Source organism: Fulvivirga marina (genome assembly GCF_016775155.1).
Taxonomy (GTDB): domain Bacteria; phylum Bacteroidota; class Bacteroidia; order Cytophagales; family Cyclobacteriaceae; genus Fulvivirga; species Fulvivirga marina.
On sequence record NZ_JAEUGD010000043.1, the window covers coordinates 76,564 to 95,801 of the forward strand.

General features: G+C 39.3%; 13 protein-coding genes. 2 read left to right on the plus strand and 11 right to left on the minus strand.

The window, feature by feature from the left end; translation table 11 throughout:
- Positions 1-104: 104 nt before the first annotated feature.
- The 5 genes from fabF to JMN32_RS14105 form a co-directional block, all read right to left on the minus strand.
- Positions 105-1,358 carry a beta-ketoacyl-ACP synthase II gene (gene fabF / locus JMN32_RS14085; RefSeq protein WP_202856983.1) on the minus strand — a complete coding sequence of 418 codons (1,254 nt, stop codon included), beginning with the start codon at positions 1,356-1,358 and terminating at the stop codon, positions 105-107.
- The gene (locus JMN32_RS14090) at positions 1,348-1,914 is read right to left on the minus strand and encodes a TetR/AcrR family transcriptional regulator (RefSeq protein WP_202856984.1); all 567 of its coding nucleotides are present in this window, start codon (positions 1,912-1,914) and stop codon (positions 1,348-1,350) included. The genes fabF and JMN32_RS14090 overlap by 11 nt, the downstream gene beginning before the upstream one ends.
- A 107-nt stretch (positions 1,915-2,021) precedes the next feature.
- Positions 2,022-5,006 (minus strand): AsmA family protein, encoded by a 2,985-nt coding sequence (locus JMN32_RS14095; RefSeq protein ID WP_202856985.1) that lies wholly within the window; start codon positions 5,004-5,006, stop codon positions 2,022-2,024.
- Positions 5,007-5,079: 73 nt separating this feature from the next.
- Positions 5,080-5,442, minus strand: a complete 363-nt coding sequence (locus JMN32_RS14100; protein WP_202856986.1) for a hypothetical protein — start codon at positions 5,440-5,442, stop codon at positions 5,080-5,082.
- A gap of 51 nt (positions 5,443-5,493) precedes the next feature.
- On the minus strand, positions 5,494-6,933 hold the full coding sequence (locus JMN32_RS14105; RefSeq protein ID WP_202856987.1) for an aldehyde dehydrogenase family protein: 1,440 nt from the start codon (positions 6,931-6,933) through the stop codon (positions 5,494-5,496).
- Positions 6,934-7,069: 136 nt separating this feature from the next.
- Between JMN32_RS14105 and JMN32_RS14110 the strand changes: the two genes are divergently transcribed.
- Positions 7,070-7,978: a hypothetical protein gene (locus JMN32_RS14110; RefSeq protein WP_202856988.1), complete on the plus strand. Its 909-nt coding sequence runs from the start codon at positions 7,070-7,072 to the stop codon at positions 7,976-7,978.
- A 6-nt stretch (positions 7,979-7,984) separates the two neighbouring features.
- On the opposite strand, the gene JMN32_RS14115 is transcribed toward JMN32_RS14110, so the two are convergent.
- From JMN32_RS14115 to JMN32_RS14130, 4 genes are all read right to left on the minus strand, one after another.
- A complete protein-coding gene (locus JMN32_RS14115; RefSeq protein ID WP_202856989.1) occupies positions 7,985-8,671 on the minus strand; it encodes an OmpA family protein in 687 nt (228 codons plus the stop codon).
- Positions 8,672-8,686: 15 nt separating this feature from the next.
- Positions 8,687-10,699, minus strand: coding sequence for an OmpA family protein (locus JMN32_RS14120; protein WP_202856990.1), 2,013 nt, complete (start codon positions 10,697-10,699; stop codon positions 8,687-8,689).
- 184 nt (positions 10,700-10,883) lie between these two features.
- Entirely contained in the window at positions 10,884-13,184 is a 2,301-nt protein-coding gene (locus JMN32_RS14125) for a patatin-like phospholipase family protein (protein WP_202856991.1), read from the minus strand.
- Positions 13,185-13,270: 86 nt separating this feature from the next.
- Positions 13,271-14,563, minus strand: a complete 1,293-nt coding sequence (locus JMN32_RS14130; RefSeq protein ID WP_202856992.1) for a peptidoglycan DD-metalloendopeptidase family protein — start codon at positions 14,561-14,563, stop codon at positions 13,271-13,273.
- Positions 14,564-14,699: 136 nt separating this feature from the next.
- On the opposite strand from JMN32_RS14130, the gene JMN32_RS14135 reads away from it, so the two are divergent.
- The gene (locus JMN32_RS14135; protein WP_202856993.1) at positions 14,700-15,518 is read left to right on the plus strand and encodes an SDR family oxidoreductase; all 819 of its coding nucleotides are present in this window, start codon (positions 14,700-14,702) and stop codon (positions 15,516-15,518) included.
- On the opposite strand, the gene JMN32_RS14140 is transcribed toward JMN32_RS14135, so the two are convergent.
- Positions 15,515-17,617, minus strand: coding sequence for a protein-disulfide reductase DsbD family protein (locus tag JMN32_RS14140; protein WP_202856994.1), 2,103 nt, complete (start codon positions 17,615-17,617; stop codon positions 15,515-15,517). The two genes, JMN32_RS14135 and JMN32_RS14140, sit on opposite strands and share 4 nt — an antisense overlap.
- Positions 17,618-17,828: 211 nt before the next feature.
- A complete protein-coding gene (locus JMN32_RS14145; protein WP_202856995.1) occupies positions 17,829-19,196 on the minus strand; it encodes a dipeptidase in 1,368 nt (455 codons plus the stop codon).
- Positions 19,197-19,238 lie beyond the last annotated feature (42 nt).

Below are 19,238 nucleotides of genomic sequence, written 5' to 3' on the forward strand. Positions count from 1 at the left end.
GTGTTTGAGGGAGAGGGTCGGACGCTTTTTTGATTAATCTATTCGGTAAAGAATATAAGAAGCTACATTTATTATATGAAATTAATGCAGCTTCTTTATACTATTTAGTTGTCTTCCCACTTTTTAAAAAGTGCAATAGCATTGTGTCCTCCAAATCCGAATGTATTGCTCATAGCATATTTGATGGGTTTTTCAACACGTTTTCCAAGGGTTAAATCAATGCCTTGTGGCAAGTCAGGGTCTACATTTTGTGTGTTTATGGTAGGCGGGACAATATTTTCCTGAATTGCTTTCACTGTTGCGATTGCTTCTACTGCGCCTGCAGCCCCCAAAAGGTGACCTGTCATGGACTTTGTGGCACTTACATGGAGCTTGCTGGTATCCTTCCACATGCGAATAATGGCTGAGAGCTCAGAAGGGTCACCGACGGGTGTGCTGGTAGCGTGGAGGTTGATATAATCCACATCATCAGCTGTAATGCCGGACTCCTCTAGCGCCATTTCCATGGCCAAAATAGCTCCTAACCCTTCAGGGTGTGTAGCGGTTGTATGATACGCATCGTTAGACATGCCCGCACCAATTATTTCTCCATATATTTTGGCTCCTCTGGCCAATGCATGCTCCAGGTCTTCAAGTATTAATGCTCCGGCACCTTCTCCCATAACGAACCCATCACGATCTATATCGAAAGGCCTGGAAGCTGTTTCAGGGTTATCATTTCTGGTCGATAGTGCTTTCATTGCACCAAAACCACCTATTCCGGAACGGGTGATTGGAGCTTCCGACCCTCCCGCAACCATTAACTTGGCTTTTCCCCATTTAATATAATTATAGGCATCCATTATGGCGCTGGTTGAGGAGGCACAAGCTGAAACAGTGCAATAGTTGATGCCTCTTAAGCCATACTTCAGTGCAATTGTTCCTGAAGGTGTGTCTACTAATATTTTGGGTATGAAAAAAGGAGAGAAACGAGGACCACGGTCCGATTGAGCATATTCAAGGACCTCATTTTCGAAGGTATGGATACCCCCGTTTCCAGATGCCCAGATGACACCAAATTTGTTGATGTCGGTTTTGTCAAGATTAATACCACTATCAATTATAGCCTGCTCTGTTGCAATGATGCTATATAGTGTGAAAGGGTCATTTTTTCTGATCTCCTTACGATCAAAATAATCTTCTAGGTTCAGGCCTTTTAATTCGCAAGCAAATTTGGTTTTAAATAATTCCGTATCAAATTTTGTGATAGGTCCAGCACCGCTTTGCCCTTCTATAAGGTTACTCCAAAAAGTCTCTACATTATTACCAATAGGCGTCAATGCACCAAGGCCAGTTATTACTACTCGTTTAGTTGTCATCTTTAGTTGGGGTTATGTCTAATTTGATTTGAGTTTTAATTTGCTCAAACAGTTCAGGGCCTAATACCCTGGATATTTGTAAGCCTGCAGCCAAACCGGTTACTACCACTGCGGCTTTGCTTTCTGCTGATCCGTTGAAGTGGAAAAAGCCAGTGTTTCGACCTTCCTCCATCAGTTCAGTTAACCACTGGCTTATATCAACTACCATAGAGTGCAGGCATTCTCTCATACTTTTGGGAACAGCGTATAAATCACTGGAAATAGAGCCTACCATGCAAATTCGGTTGTGTACCAGGTTAGAATCATAAATGGTAAAGAACTTATCCAGTTTTGTCCATGGATCAAGGGCTGCTACCTCTTCCCTCCATTTGAACAGGTTTTCGTGCTCTTTGCGAATAACGGCGCAGCCCAAGGCTTCTTTACCATGAAAGTGATAATGTATAGCGGCATTTTTGATACCTAGAGGCACGGAGATATCTGTAAAACTAAAAGCATTATAACCAACTTTTAAGATGAGTTGTTTAGCTGCTGCTAGTATTTTATCCCTGGTGTCCATAAAGCAAACTTACTTACTCATAAGTAAGTAAACAAAAAAATATTCTTCTATAATAAAAAACCCCTCTGGACTATTTACCAGAGGGGTTCATTAGAACGCTATTAACGTTAGTTTCCTCCTTTTTTCTTCTTTTTGAATAGGTCCTTAATTTTATCTTTGGCCTCTTCCTCCACTTGTTTCTGCAGGTCATTAGACTCTGTTTTGGTGGTATCCTTTTTATCGTCTCCCAGTAAATTACCAATTACTTCTTTGGCCTTATCGTCTTTAACATCCTTAAGCAGATCAGTAGCTACATCTTTAGCCTCTTCTTTAGCCTTATCTTTAGCTGCATCTGCAGCTTGTTGCTTTTGGTCCCCCATTAGCAGTTTGGGTTGAGGGTTGTCGTAGGTTCCTCCCAACCCAATACTTAAAGGAATGGTCGACCCGCCATTGTTACCACCACCATAAGAGGATATCAAACTATTGAATTGTGAGCCCAATTTGCCAGCAGGCACATCCATTTTTAAACTGTAGTTAATACCTCCGTCCAGGGCGGTAGCACCTCCAATTGTGGTTTTATAACCTCCCAGGTTCACGTCAAAGGGCTCTACTTTAAGTTTTCCATCCTCAATTTTGACTGACATCAATACATCTTTAATTTTTACCTGATCAACTTTGTCGAGGCTGGCAAGGCTCATAATCCCGTTTACAATTTTGGAATTATCAACAGTTGCCTGTGCTACTTGTAGTAAGCCGCCTCCATTGGTTGTTACCAGGTTTGGCATCATTTCATTATCTAGCAATCCATTAACGTTGAAGTTAGTGGTAACCTTACCGTTTACCTTCTCTGCAATAGGGGCAAAGCTTCGTACCAATTCAAACGTTTTAAATGATTTTTGAATGGACAGATCCTTGATGTCCATATTGAAATCATATTTAGGCTTATCGATCTCACGTGCGTTATATGAACCGTTTATTACAAAAGCCCCTTCCAATAGATTAAAGCTGAGATTATTCAAATTAGCTATACCGTCTTTTACCATAATATTACCTGTAGCGTTGGTAATTTCCATATCCATAATCAGTGCCTTTTTGATGTCTGATTTCAGGATAAAGTCGATATTTTCCGGAACTTGGATTACACCATATGACTCTTCTTCGCTTGCAGTTGTAGCTGTTGTCTCTTCCTCCTCGCTCATAAACTCGTTGAGGTCTAACAAGTTCGAGTTAAAATTCATAGTTCCCTTCAGCGTTTGGTTTTCCCCAAACATATAGCCAATATAGTTGGATATGGAACCATTCATGGCCATATCACTTTTTCCTACAGTTCCTTTATAATTGGATAATGTCATTTGCTTAGGGTCAAATGACGCTGTAGCAGCCGAAATGGTTACATCGTAAGGAAGTTCGGCATCAGTATATTTAAAGTTGTTGATGGTAACTGTACCGCTTGTTGGTAAATTTTGATATTTTTCAGTTTCTAGGTCTGACATGGTACCTGCTGTTTTAATATCGGCATTTATTTTACCTGCAAGACTCATGCCCTCAAGTGGGAATACTTTTGTAATTTTTTCTAAGTCAATACCACCTTTTGCTCCCAGATCCCATTTGTAGTTATCCAGATTTTCAAGTACCAGGTTTGCACTGAACGGTTCTCCATCCATTACCATTTTAAAATCACTAACCACAGCTTTGAAATCACTCATTTTTCCTGTAGGGTCAGTTATTTTTGAATCAAAGGCTAGATTTTCCAATGCATAGGGAAACTCAGATGTTTTTATATACCCGTCTTTCATGCTCATATTAGCAGCTATTGATGGCATTACTTGACGTGCACTATCATAAATGCCGGATGCCTTCATGTCAATGTTAAATGCCCCTTTCATGCTCATGCCTTCCATGGGGAACATTGAGTTGAGTTCTCCCAGGTTAAGCTTTCCTTTCAATTCAGCATCCATGTCATAGTTACGTAGGTTTTTAACAAGCAACTTGGCATCGACTGGGTTTTGACCAAAGTCCATATGGAATTGTTTCATGTTGACAATGGTGTTTTCTATAATACCGTCTTGATTGTCAACCAAAAGATCCATATTGATATTTTCAATAGCAGTTGGAAGGTCAGGATACTTAAACATCGCATCATTTACCTTCAATGCTAGTCCAAACGCAGGCATGGTAAGACTATCATATTTACCTTTTACGGATCCGTTGAAGGCTAGAGTTCCTTCCGTTTCTATGTCATTAAAATCAGCCGTATATATACCAGGAACTAGAGACAATAGGCTTTTAAAAGTATTTTCTTTTGTGCCATAGTTGATGTCCATGTCCATACTTCCATCTTCCAACAGCGCCAGATACCCATCAAAGCTCAGGCTAAAGTCATTAACCATAACAGTATTTTCTTTGAAGGTATATTTACCATACTCGTCACTTATGGCCAAAATGGCATCAATTTCAATATGCTTATTACTCACATACTCGGTACCATCAAAAATAACGGATACTGAGTCTGCGCTTGTTTTGGTTACTAGATCAAATATATCCTGTGTGAAATCTCCACTGCCTGAGTGTTGCAAGTTGGTTAGCTCCATTTTAAAAGGAATAGACCGATCGTCATATACCAAGTGGCCGCTGGTAATTTCCCAATGGTCAATACCTATATTAAATTCAGTGGCAGTTGTATCAGTTTCAACCTCTTCAGGAGCACTTTCGTCAGTAATGGCGATGTCGTAGTTGGCTGTGCCATCTTCTAATACCTTAACAAATATTTCCGGGTGGTCAAGTTGGATACCCTCAATCTTGATCTGATCACCTAGCAAGCTGAATATATCAACTTCCACTTCAAAATGTTGTACTGCAAATAATATCTGACCTTCAAAAGGTGCTTTATTGATAATACCAAAATTATTTAGCGTGGCCGTTGCATTAGGGAAATTTTTGAAAAGAGAGATTCCAAAGTCTTCTGTATCCCAGACTACGTCAGCATTTACTGATTCGGCCAGGGCTTTGTCAATAGAGGCTTTGATATCGTCCTTAAAAATTAAAGGCACTATAAATGCGGCTGCAAGTAGAATTATAATTATGCAGCCAAAGGCAATCAGGACTTTTTTCATAATTGTGAATATTTAATGTTATTCCTTCCTAAACAAATTTAATAAAGATTAACATTAAATCTTAGTTGATGAGCTATTGCCTGAAAAGCTTTACCGTGATATCGTGGGCAAATGAAAGCTCCATGTAATCCTTGCTCTTTTTAAGGATTTCATACTTGAGCTCTATATCGTTATCTAACCGCTTAAGTGTAAGCTGTCTGTTGTTCATTTCCCATTGAAAGTTCACCCCTTCGTTTTCCTTTACCAGTAGAGAATTAGGTTGGCCAGTAACCCTGAGTTGGGCATAGTTATTATCGAATAGTGTCAAATCTCCTGTCACCTTCTCATTGTCGATGGTCCATGAGACGGTCCAGGTATTTGCTAACTTATCAAATTCCTGGCTTTCGCTACAAGCCGTTGCTAAAACCAGGTAAATAAAAGTTATTCTCTTCATCATTCTGTCATTTCGTAATAGGTAAACGCGGATGATGAGCAAAGATTGTATCGATTAGAAATACTTCATTAGCAAATTTACTACTTGCTGCACACGGTTATTGTATGGAGGGTAAACGGTTTTAGAGGTGGTTAGGCCTACGCGTTGTTTAAGCACTGGCTTTTCATTTGAAAAGGCCATAAAACCGTGCCATCCATGAGACTTGCCAATGCCGCTATTATTGACGCCTCCAAAAGGTAAATTGGGGTGGTTAAAATGCAAAACACAATCGTTTATACATACTGCTCCTGATGAGGTGCTGTTTAATATTAGCTTTTTGTTTGAAGAATGTTTGCCAAAATAGTATAGAGCCAAAGGCTTGGGCTTACTATTTATGAATTCTATGGCGTCGTCAATATTTTCATAGGTTCTGATAGGGAGTACGGGACCAAAGATTTCCTCTTCCATTACAGCGGCTTTGTCAGAGACACTTGTAAGAACGGTTGGGGGAATGAAATTTTCGTCAGCCTTTGCTTCACCGCCCATGATTAATTCCGCCCCTTTTTCAAGTGCATCCTTTATAAGCTCATTTATTCTATTGAAATGTTTTTGGTTTACTATGCGCGCATAATCTGTCGATATATCAAAACCTTGTTTTTTGCTATCGAACTGCTGTTTGACAGCACCTATCAAGTGTTCTGCAAAAGCATCGGCTACAGTGTTTTGGATTAGCACATAATCTGGAGCAACGCAGGTCTGGCCATTGTTAATGAACTTTCCCCAGGCAATTTTTTCTGCTGCATCCTTTAGGTTGGTACTTTGGTCTATTATTGCCGGTGATTTGCCTCCAAGCTCAAGGGTTACGGATGTTAGGTGCTCTGCTGCGGCTTTCATGATTACTTTACCAACAGAAGGGCTCCCGGTAAAAAAGATATGATCAAAAGGTAGTTTAAGCAGTTCTTGAGAGACCTCGATGCCTCCATTAAAAACCCGTACTTCTTCTTCTTTGAATAACTCCCCTACCATAGTATCAATCAACTCTGAAGTATGTGGAGTCATTTCAGAGGGCTTTAATACCACGGTATTTCCTGCTGCCAATGCGGAAACCAGCGGGCCTATGGCAAGGTTAAAAGGGAAATTCCATGGAGCAATAATCAGGCAAACACCTTTAGGTTCATACTGAATATATGATGTTGTGCCCATCATTGAAATTGGCGCATCTACTTTTGCTGGTTTTGTCCAATTGTTGAGGTGTTGCAGGGTATGTTTTATTTCGGTGAGTACCGGATAGATTTCCGTAATGTTGACTTCTGTAGCAGGCTTTTTGAAATCTTTGTAAATAGCGTCTTGAATGGGTTTTTGGTTCTTTTCTACCCAAAGTTGTAAAGCCTTAAGCCGGCGGGCCCGCTGCTTGATGTTTTCCGAACGCATATGCAAAGACTGCTTTTGTTGCTTTGAAAAAACTTCACCTATGCTACTGCTGTAGGTTTCTATGGGGGTTTTGACAGTGCTCATAATATAAAAATACAAAAAAGAGGGAAGCTTTCAGTTATGTTGCGAAACATTCTAACATTAACTTAATGTTAAATATGTTGTTATAATTGGGTTTTAATGTTAAATTAATGTTAAGAATTTATTAATTGAACATAATATGAAGAGACCCTTCTATTTTTTAGCTCTTGGCTTTATACTCACGTTCGGAGTAGTTCATTCACAGACTAAACTTGTCAGTTCGCTAAACTTTCATTCAGCTTTAGAAGAAGAGGTCATCATTGAGTTTTTACAAAAGAAGGATGTAGACCTGCTAGAGTTGCAGTTGATTTCCTCACGCGATATTTCTGCTTCTGTATTAAAAGCTTATAACACCAGGCTTGATGAATTTGTAAAGAAGCTATCTGAAAAAAGAGGAAAATATAAAAGTGATAAGCAGTTTTTGTCTTATGCCTTTTATAAGGTAAATCAGAAATTTCTTAAACGATACAAGCCATTTACCTCTCCCGCACTTCTTTTTAAAACTGGGGAGTATGACTGCTTATCGGGAACAACTTTGTATGCACTTATTTTGCATAGGCTGGGTATTGAGCATGACATTGTGGAAACCAATCATCATATTTATCTAAGGGTTCAGCATGAAAATGAGGTTTTTCTTATGGAGTCCACAGACCCTATGTATGGGTTTATTGCGGATCAGAAAGAGGTAGCAAATAGACTTAGTTACTACAACCATGGTAATAGCATAAGGGAAGGGGAAAATATAGCTAATAAAGAGGTATATGTTTTTGAAAGTCAGGTAAATGATAACATTGATATGTTTGATCTTGTTGGTTTACACTATTACAATGCTGCAATAAACTCTTTTAATCAGGAAGATATTTCCAGTTCCATTGACAATCTAGAGAAAGCGGTAGTTTTTTATTTTTCCCCGCGTATTAGCGAGTTTGGATTGCTTGTAGCTAAAACATTGCTAGAGGTTGATCAAATACAAGATGAGGCAAAAAGAGATTATCTAAATCGCATAAACAACTTGCTTACTACAGAAAGGTCTTATGCTGTGAGATAGGGATATTTAGTTCGACAAAATCCTCACTTCTACCCTTCTGTTATTTCTTCTGGCTTCGGCGTCATCTTCTCGGCTTAATGGATGTGAACCACCGAATGCTTTGGTACCGATCCTTTTTTTATCTATGCCTTTGCTTACCAGGTAATCTTTAACAGCTTCGACTCTTTTCTCGGAAAGCTTCATGTTTTGTTTCTCGTTGCCTCTAAAGTCTGTATGACCTTCTAGCTGAATGGTGATGTTTTCATTGCCATTGAGCATGGCTACTAATTCATCAAGTTCTTGGTGCGACTCTTCCGAGATGTCCGCTTTGCCTAGCGCAAAGATTAGTTTATCCAGGCGAATAAGCTGATTGATGCCAGTTGGTTTTAGTTCTATGACTGTGTTTCCGTTGTTGGTCTGGAGCTTGGAAGCTTTTAGTACGGTAGTATATGGAGCATATCCTTCGGCGCTCACTCTTAAAGAATAATCTTTACCCTCTTCCATGTTGAAAGAGAACGAACTGCCGGAGAATATGCCTATTTTGCTACCATAGGGCAGGCTTTCATATTGGATTTTGGCTTTAACAGGCTCATGCGTTGAAAAGTCAATTATATTTCCCTTTATCAGCATCACATCTGGTTTTGCATTTTGCGCGGTGAGATGCGGTGATAGCATGATCAGCACCAATAAAGAAATAAGTCTATTCAAGCGCATAAAGACCTCCTGCTTTTAGTTGTTCATAATTTGAAACTCTACTCTTCGGTTTTTTCTTCTTCCCTCTACTGTTGTGTTTGGAGCTGTAGGCTTTGTTTCACCAAAGTATTTTACAGTCAACCTGCTTTTTTCTATACCATTTTTGGCTAGATAATTCATTACGGCATTTGCTCTGCGCTCAGAAAGACCCATATTATAAACTCCTGGACCAACATTGTCAGTGTGGCCTGCTATAGCAATTTCTAAATTTGTTCTTTCCTTCATAAGCGTTACAATTCTGTTTAGCTCTGCATTTGACTCAGGCTTTATTTCTGCTTTGTCAAAATCAAAGAAAACGTTATTTAACACTACGGTTGATTCTTTTTCAATAGGTACCAGATAAAGATCTTTGCCGTCTACAAAGTACTCACCATCCTTTTTGAAGTCCCTTAGGTCTATATTCTGACTTTCCGCTACAAAACCTTCAGCTTCAGCTCTAATGCCATACATCTCACCTGCAGGAAGTAATATTTCATACTCTCCTGTTTTAGGGTTCGATTCAGTTATACCAATTTCCTTGCCATCTGATAACCTTTCATAAATAATTTTTGCTCCGATAGGCTGTTTTGTTTTAGAGTCAAACAGCTTCCCTTTTACCGCTATTACCGGCTCTGGCTGTTTAAATACTGGCAAAGATACTCTGAAAATATCTAGGTCTTCCTCACTTACACCTTGCGAATAATATGCGTGCTCGCTATTTCCGGGTATATTAAAGAACAGGTCTTCATACTGTGAGTTGATAGTAGGACCCAGGTTTTCAGGCTCAGACCAGTTTGTCCAGGTATCATCAAGCCTCTTGGTTACAAAAATGTCACTGCCCCCAAATCCGCTGTATCCGTTAGATGAAAAATACAGAGTTTTATCGTCTGGTGCGAGGAAAGGTGAAGACTCTTCTCCTGCTGTGTTAACTTTCTCGGATAGGTTCAGCGGCTCAGACCAGGAACTATCATTTTGCATGAAACTGACGTAAAGGTCTCTGCCTCCGTGTGAATCATCACGCATTACCGACATAAGAAGTACTTTTCTGTTATTAGCCAAAAAGAAATTGGCTTTTTCGGAATAGTTGTAGTCATTGGTAATATCAAGAGCCATGGGTTTAGACCAACTTCCCCCTGCATTGGAGCTAATAGAAACACCTGCTGCCATTTTTCCATTATCCAAGTATTGATTGCCCAATACTAATAAAACAGCTTTGCCGTCAGGAGTTACTGAACTCACAAAGTTTGGGCCAGCATTATTCAAACCTTTCCCCATGTTTTGGGCTAACTTCCATTCACCGTTTTCATCCAACTCCGAATACCAGATATCTTCTGTATCTTCCACACCACCAATATTCTCAGGGTGATTTTTTCTGGAGAAGTAAAGTGTTTTTCCATCGGGGGAAAGCAATGGTTTGAACTCTTTGTATTTACTGTTTACGTTTTCGCTCAACCTCTCTTTATCTACTTCAGGGTTTATGAATTCCGGAATACTGATTTCAGGAATGATCGGAATATCAGAATCAGAAATAGCAATGGCATCCAGACTATAATATTCAGGTACAGCTGCGCCATCCAACTCTATTTTGACCGCTTTTACTTTGTATGGTGTGTACTCTACAAATACATTGAGCATTCTACCCTTTAGAGGGACAGCTCTTGGACTAAATGTATTTACTAAATGTTCCTTATCATTTTCATCGTAGACTAAAACCTTATAAATGGCGCTTGGGTTATATGATTCTGCAATCGCAATTTGCCTGATCTGAATAGGGTTTTCAAATCCAACTTTGATAAATTCCTTTTTGTTGGCACGTTCTGGAGTCCATGCATTAGGACTTTCTCCTCCGGCAGGTAACACATTGGGTTTACCAAGAATTTGCTTGGCTGAATACTGAACAGGTGTTAATTCCGAGGAAACTTCAATAACTTCAGTAGCCCACTGTACAGTCTGAGAATAAGCGGAAAAACTGATTATAGTTATAAGAATTAGGGGTAGAAATTTTTTCATAAATAGGTCGAATGGTTCAATTTTAATTCCCAAAGGTAAACATAGTTAAATTTTTGCATTGATTCCATGTTCAGCTTATGAAATCATAATCTTACAATAAGAACTAAAATATTACAGGGTTGTGTAGTTTGTTAATGTTGATAATGCTGCAAAAGTATTAACTATATTAATATATACATCGACCTTAATCCATGGATTTATTCTGAAAGAGTAAAAATCCTACATGAAGCAGGGCTCCAAATTGGGTTTGAGCATCATCATAATAGTTGACACTGAAACTGATAGGACCTATTGGACTGTGCAAAACCACCCCTGCACTCCCTACAAAGTAGATTTCTTCTATTACCTCATCATACTTTGGTTGTTGATCTTGCTGTTGTTTAATGGCTTCTAATGGTTTAAATGCATATCCTTCCAGCCTAATATCCAAGTTTGGTCTTACACTGATAACATTTCGTAAACCGGCAGATAGGTAGTTATGGGCTCTGAAGTTTTCAAGAAATAGTGTTCGGCTATCTTGTAGTGGGTTAAATGAGGGGGCGTTAATAATTGTGCTGTAGTAATTGCTAAAGAAAGGCTGGTTGGAGATTACTCCTTCAAAAAAGTATCCCGAACTGAATTTTCCATTTCGAAAATACTGTTCCACAGTAGCTTTGGCCCGGAACCAGTCATGATCATCTGTTATCTCCTCTTCTATTGTGGATGTGCTACCCGGCTCATATTTTTCTTTGACATTAAAATAGTCTAAGCTGACGTTAAATGCTTTTCCTTCATTGGAGTACTGCTTTCTGTTCAGGCTGTTTCTACTAAAACTGACCCCAGCTCTTAACCCGCTTACATCCAGAACATCAAGAGTATCTGCAGATGTAAATATGGAAGAGTTGGAGAACCGGTCTGTATTGTTTATCAACGACGTATTGATAATGCCTTTGAACTGTGCACCAACTGGAAAACCTATATTAAAACTATATTTTCTATCCGTGCTTACCAAAACCGTAGAAGTATTCTCTTGCTTAAGAATGTCGTCAGCATCTATAAAGTCCCAGTTGTTGTAGGTAACTTCAGCTTCGAGGTAGAGCTGATTAAACACAGGTAGATCAAGCCTTGATTTTGCCTGGGCTGATTTGTAGAAACTTCCTGTATAGAAGTTAATGCTGTTTTTCAATAAATAGTTATTGAAGTAATAGTACTCCAGCCCTAAAAAGATCTGACTAACATTTCGGGTGGCTATATTGCCTCCTATTTCCACATTAAAGTTATTTCTGGGTCTGCCGAAAATCTCTAACTGATAAGATTTGCTTTCCTTATTAAAAGTAATGTCAGGGTAAATTGTTCTAAAGTACTTTTCTGATACCAGTCGGAAATAGCCAGTCTTGATATCTTCAATGTAAAGAGGTTCCCTTTTATTAAATTTGAATATGCGGCTTATATACTTTCTTTGTTTCGAGTTGAAGCCATGAAAATTAATGTTGGTAAACTTCAAGGGAACATTCTTTTCAAAAAATCGATTGCGTTCTTTAGCAAGCGAATCACATGAACTGCTTCTTTGGATTCTGGCCTTAATTTTATCCATTTGCTTCATAGTGGCAGCATAACCGCTATCAATCAGGGCCTTGGCTTTACTAAAGTCAAAAGCCGTATAGCCTTTGAGGTCTGGCTCAATATAAACCCCCGATTCAGGAATTATTTCTGGGTCTGTTTTGTCCAGGAGCATGTAGAGAAGAGAGTTATTCAGTAGTTCTTCGTCCTTTTCGTATGGATAATTATTAAATATTTTTGATGATACGTTAACACCAATTACTATGTCTGGTTTAAACTCTTCTATGGCCACGTCAACAGGAAAATTATTGTAAATACCACCATCAAAAAGGTATTTTCCATCTATCCTTATGGGTCTATAGAAAAATGGAACGGAGAGTGTTGCCCTTAAAGCATGACTTAGAGATCCGCTTTTAAGTACTACTTCATTTTGAGTAAATATATCTGCGGCTACAATGCGGGTAGGGATGAAGAGACTATCGAAATTATAATTGGCGTTAGCGGAGGGCTGTGCCATAATTTCTGCCAGAGCAAAGTTAAGGGAAAGGTCACTTGCTAAACTTGATGTAAAGGAGGCATTAAAGGTCGAGTCTAATGAAAGCTTCAGCGATAAGAAGGCAGCGTTTGGCTTTTCTTTATTGTAAAAATAGTCATACTTATTTTTCAGTTCTCCGCCGACCCACTGACCAAGCTCCTTACTGATCATGATTTCTTCAAGTTCGTCGGAGGAGAGTCCTGCTGCATATGATCCGGCAACTATCCCACCCATAGAGGTACCTACCACATAGTCTATGGGTATGTTATTTTCCTCCAGTGCTTTGATGACTCCAACATGAGCAATACCCTTTGCTCCACCACCGCTTAGCACCAGTGCCACCTTTTGTGCATGGCTAAAAATGCTAATACTCAATAGCCCGATACAAGAAAGTATTTTGACCAACCACATACAGGTTTATAGGTTTTTCACCCTAAATGTAAACAAAAAAGCAAGGCTAATATTGCCTTGCTTGTTAAATTTAAGAGAAGTGTCGTTTATTTCGTGCTTGCCAGAACCTGCTGTTTCTTTTGAAACTCTATCTGGTTAAGCTTGTTCATGAGCAGGTCTCTTTGTGCCGTATACTCCGTCATCTTTTCTTCCTTAACAGGCTCTGAAGGAGGAAGGTCTACTTTAAGCGCATCAATTTGAACTCCGTTTTTCCAGAATCGGTAGCATAGGTGGTTTCCTGTTGCTAGTCCGGTACTTCCAACATACCCGATGGTTTGATTTTGTCTTACCCTTGTTCCGGGTTTAATCCCTGAAGCAATTTTGGACATGTGCAGGTATTGTGTAGTATAGGTGCTGTTATGCTTGATCTTTACATAGTTGCCATTATACTTTTTATATTGAGCTGCTACCACTATACCATCACCAACAGATCTTATGGGTGTTCCTTTTGGTGCTGCGAAGTCAGTGCCTCTGTGTGCCTTCCACCTCTTTTGCACGGGATGATATCTGTTTCCTGAGTACCTTGAGCTTATTCTAGTAAATTCTAAAGGATATTTTAAAAGTGCTTTTCTTAGGCTTTGGCCTTTTTCATCAAAGTAATCTATACCACTACCCTGGTCAAAGTGAAATGCATAGTAATCATTTCCAAAATGCTCAAAATAGATAGCTTTTATGTTACCGGTGCCAACTGATTTACCATCTACAAGCTTGTCTTCATAAATCACTTTGAATTTGTCATCCTTTTGCAACCTGAAGAAATCAAGTTGCCAGGCAAATACGTCAACAAAGTCATTTGTTAATTGATGTGATAAACCCAGCTCACTCATGGTTATTGAGAGATTTGATTCAATAACACCGGATATACCTTTTTCAACAATCTGTACCTCTTTCTGCCTTTTTTCTACGGAGAGAGAATCTCGTAGATTAAAGACAACATATTCAACAGGGTTGTGCTCATAAACTAGTGCTTTGGCTGTTTTTAGAGAATCCTGATCACATATGAGGGTGTACTTTTTGTTGGCTGCTATTTTTCGAACGTCGAAAACATCTCTGGAGATGTTGGCAAGCTTGAAAATAGCCTCTGATGAAATATTATGCGCAGATAAAATTTCGGAAATGTTTTGATTCCTTTTAATTTTATCCTCGATTACCAGCATCGAGTCAACCACAAGCCCGTAAAGCATTTTTGGCTCAGTGGGTTCTAATTCAACACTTGTTGAATCCGAAACATTTACAATTTGCTGCTTAACTGATTTTGAATCGTTAAGGATGGGGATCAGAAAGTAAAATCCAAGTGAAATGGCGGCTAAAATAATTAGCCCTAAATACTTTTTTGACATGTTGGTTTTAAGTTTAAAAAATTTCGCTAAATAGCCCGCAAATAAGCGAAAACAGCGGCTAATATTAATCAATAAGTAAGAAAAAAGCCAGATTTTCGTAATGTTTTAATTTGTTTCTTTCACCAAATCATCATAAATGTCTGATAATCAATTGATTAAATATCAAAAAAAATCTATTAGTATCGTCGGAATGGGCTGGCTAGGCCTTCCTTTGGGTAAGTTTTTAGCTAATAGACCATATCTTGTTAAGGGATCGACCACCACTACTTCTAAATTAAAAGATATCAGTGAGGCGGGGGTGAAGGGCTATCTCCTGACATTGCCCGGTCTTGAGCATAGTAAGGATTTTTTCGATTCAGATATTCTGGTTATCAGCATGCCTCCTTCAGTAAACCAGTATGACCAGGTCATTGATTCATTGTTGGGTGCGATTGTTACTCATCAGGTGCCATGGGTTATCTTTGTAAGCTCAACTTCTGTTTATCCAAATATCGGAGGTAGTGTCTCCGAAGAGGATGCCGTTGATATTGCTTCACCACACTCAGGAGTGCAACTGTTGCAGATTGAGAATCTTTTTAGAGATAACCGTAAATTTGATACTACGATCATTCGTTTTGCCGGACTATATGGTCCGTCCAGGGAGCCAGGGCGGTTCATGGCTGGGAAAAAGGATGTTAGGGGGGCAGATATTCCTGTTAACCTTATTCATCAGGAAGATTGCATTGGCATTATCAGCCAGGTGATTGAAAAGGAAATAAAAGGACAGACTTTTAATGCATGTGCTCCGGAGCATCCTAATCGAAAGGACTTCTATACCAAAGCTTGTAGGGGTTTAGGATTGGAGCCGCCTCAATTCAATAGCGAAACGGCTCCATTTAAAATTATTGATTCCAGTAAGCTTATAAAGAAACTGCCATACGAGTTTATTCACAAGAACCCATTACTCGATCTTTAATTATATAGCTGATCAAACTTTTTGGTGCCTTTATTAAGAAACTCAACAAAGTTTGGAATGCTTCTATCATAAGTGGCAGGTTCCACCAATACTTTTTCATCTAAACCAACCAATACATAGAACGGCTGGGCATTATTGTTGAGATTATTGATTTGCAGATCTGCATTTTGCTTACCAATAGTCTTTTTAACCTTGCCGTCATATTCTGAAGTATACCATTCCGACTCTGGGAGTTCTGTTTTGTCATCTACATAAAGGGCAACAATAACATAATCTTCCTTGAGCTTTCTGAGTACTTCAGGGTCTGACCATACCACTGCTTCCATTTCACGGCAGTTTGTGCAACCATGCCCAGTGAAATCGATAAAAAGTGGTTTGTTTTGCTTACGGGCACAAGCTAATGCCTGATCGTAATCAAAGTAGCCATTCAGGCCGTGTGGTAGGTGTAAGAAGTCACCGAATTTTGGTTCACCACATTCTGCAAATTCAACGCTGTCCGTTTCGCGAGATAAACCTATGAGGTCAAAGTCATGGGTGTACATAGGAGGCAAGTAGCCTGCAAGAGCTTTTAGCGGAGCACCCCACATGCCTGGAATAAGGTACAGTACAAAAGTAAAGGTGGCAATGGACATTATTAACCTGGGTACGCTGATCACCTCAAGTTTATTGTCATGTGGTAAGCGTATTTTCCCAAGCAAATAGAATCCCATAAGTGTAAATATCACTATCCAAATGGCAATATTAACTTCTCTGTCCAGTAGGCCCCAATGAAAAGCCTGATCTGCAATGCTTAGAAACTTAAATGCCAGGGCGAGTTCAATGAAGCCAAGCACTACTTTAACAGAATTTAGCCAACCACCAGACTTTGGAAGGTTGCTAAGCCATTTAGGGAAGATTGCAAATAATGTGAACGGAATAGCAAATGCAAGTGAAAATGCAAACATGCCGAGTATAGGCTTTAAAATCTGGCCTCCAGCTGAGCCTACCAAAATGCTGCCTACAATGGGACCTGTGCATGAGAATGAAACTAAAACCAGCGTAAAGGCCATAAAAAACACGCCTATTAACCCACCCTTATCTGCTTTTCTGTCCATGCTGTTAACAAATGAACTGGGAAGGGTTATGTCAAACAGCCCAAAAAATGATAGAGCGAAAACCAGGAAAACCGTGAAAAAGATAATATTTGGAAGCCACTCTGTAGAAAGGTGATTAGCTGTTTCGGGGCCCATTAGAGGTGCCAGGGCCGATCCTATAAGTGTGTAAATTATAATAATAGAAAGGCCATAGATAAATGCTTTACCCGGACCTTTTCCACCACCTGTAAAATAGCTTACAGTCATGGGTATCATGGGGAATACGCAAGGTGTGAGTAGTGCCGCCAGTCCTGCAACAAATGCAAATATCATAAACCAGATGAGTGATTTATCTTTATCATCCTTCATCACTAAAGAATCATCCAGTATAGGGCCTGTATTAGTAGTAGCAGAGTAATCTGTTTTCTCAGGCTTTTCAGTTTTTGTGCTTGATGTTGTATCTGTCTGGTCCTTTTTTACTTCATTATTTTTTTGTTGAGATTCCTCTTTGGGTTGTTGAGTATCCTTACTGTCCGAAACAGTTGAATTCGAGCCTTTAACAGTGAAGTCCTCAAAAGTAAAATCATGGTCAAAAGGTATGCACTTTCCATCTACATCAGAGCATACTTGAAACTCATAGTTTCCCGAGATTCTAAGGTCTGTGTTGAGTATCTTGATCGTTTGTCGGAATTCCCCCGTCTTCTTAAATATTCTAACTGTACACTCAAAAATGTCATCATATTTTTCGGTGGGGTTAATGGCCTGAATACCACCTACGAGTTCATAACTGCTGTTGGGTTCAAAGGTAAATGTAGTAACCATTGGCCCACATTCGGGATCAAAATCTGATGAATACAAGTACCAGTCTTTAATAACCTTAGCTTTAAAGATTAGGTCTATGTTGTCTCCGACCTTAACTTCCTTACTACTAACTGAAGTAGTCCAGGAAGAAGGTTCAATAACTTGAGAAAAAGCTTGAGAGAAAAAAAATAAGCTTGTAATAAGTAGAAAAAATAACTTCTTCATGTTAACACGTTTGGCAATTAAATATGCAAAAAGACTCAAATTTTAATTACGCTTATAAAAAGCTTTAAGTTCTTAAAATGTTTCTGATATCCAACACGCGTAATAAGTATGAAAGGATGGTTGGCAGGGAATAATTATTTGTAATCTAATTGGGTAAATAGCTAAAAGGCCTCCGGTTTTTGTGAAAATTTCCTGAAGGCCTTTTGGGGTTTTACTTGTTCATTTCAGCAAAGTGCTTGTAAAACAAGGTGATAGTTTCTATTCCTTTCATATAGTTAAATAAGCCGTAATGCTCATTTGGTGAATGTATCGCATCGGAATCAAGGCCAAAGCCCATGAGTACCGTGTTTAACTTAAGCTCATCTTTAAATAAAGAAACTATTGGAATACTTCCTCCATCTCTTGTTGGTATGGGGGCTTTACCAAAAGCCTCTTCATATGCTGCGCTGGCTGCGGCATATGCTACTGAATCCGTTGGTGTAACTGCAGGTTCTCCTCCATGGTGAGGCGTAACTTTTACTTTTACGGATTTTGGAGCTATTGATGTGAAGTGCTTGGTAAATAACTCTGTTATCTCGTGAGATTTTTGACCAGGTACAAGTCTCATAGATATTTTAGCGTAAGCTTTTGAAGGCAATACGGTTTTAGCCCCTTCTCCAGTATATCCTCCCCAGATCCCATTCACATCCAGTGTGGGCCTGATACCTGCTCTTTCCAGGGTGGTATAACCTTTTTCTCCACTTGTCTCTTCTATGTCTAAATCCTTTTTGTACTCCTCAAGGTCAAAAGGAGCTTTATTTAAAGCTTCACGCTCTTCTTTAGTAAGTTCTTCCACTTTATCGTAAAACCCCGGAATGGTAATGTGGTTGTTTTCATCTTTTAAAGAAGCTATCATCTCGCAAAGCACATTGATAGGGTTAGCCACTGCACCTCCATAGACTCCTGAATGCAAATCTCTGTTAGGACCAGTCACCTCGACTTGCAGATAGCTCAACCCGCGAAGACCCACAGTCAGAGAGGGCGTGTTATTATCAATCATGGAAGTGTCAGAGATCAAAATGATATCAGCTGCCAGTTTTTCTTTATTTTCTTTTACAAAGATGCCCAGGTTGTCAGAGCCTACTTCCTCCTCACCTTCAACCATGAACTTCACATTGCAGGTAAGTGAGTTTGTTGCCATCATAGACTCAAATGCCTTAACATGCATGTACATTTGACCTTTGTCATCACACGCGCCGCGCGCATATATCTTATCATTTTTAATGACGGGCTCAAAAGGAGGTGAATCCCATAGCTCATAAGGGTCGGCAGGTTGGACGTCGTAATGCCCATAAACCAATACAGTCGGTAGGTTTTTATCTATAATTTTCTCTCCATATACAATTGGGAATCCTGCAGTTTCGCAAATTTCAGCTTTGTCGACACCGGCTTGCTCAAGGCTGGATTTGATGAACTCCGCTGTCTTCAATACATCATTTTTAAACTTGCTGTCAGCACTCACCGAAGGGATTCTTAGCAGGTCCAAAAGTTCGTCAAGAAATTTTTGCTTGTTTTGTTCTATGTAGTTGTGGGTATTCATTTTTGATAGGGTTTTTAAAGGGCACAAAGTTAGCCCGTTAAT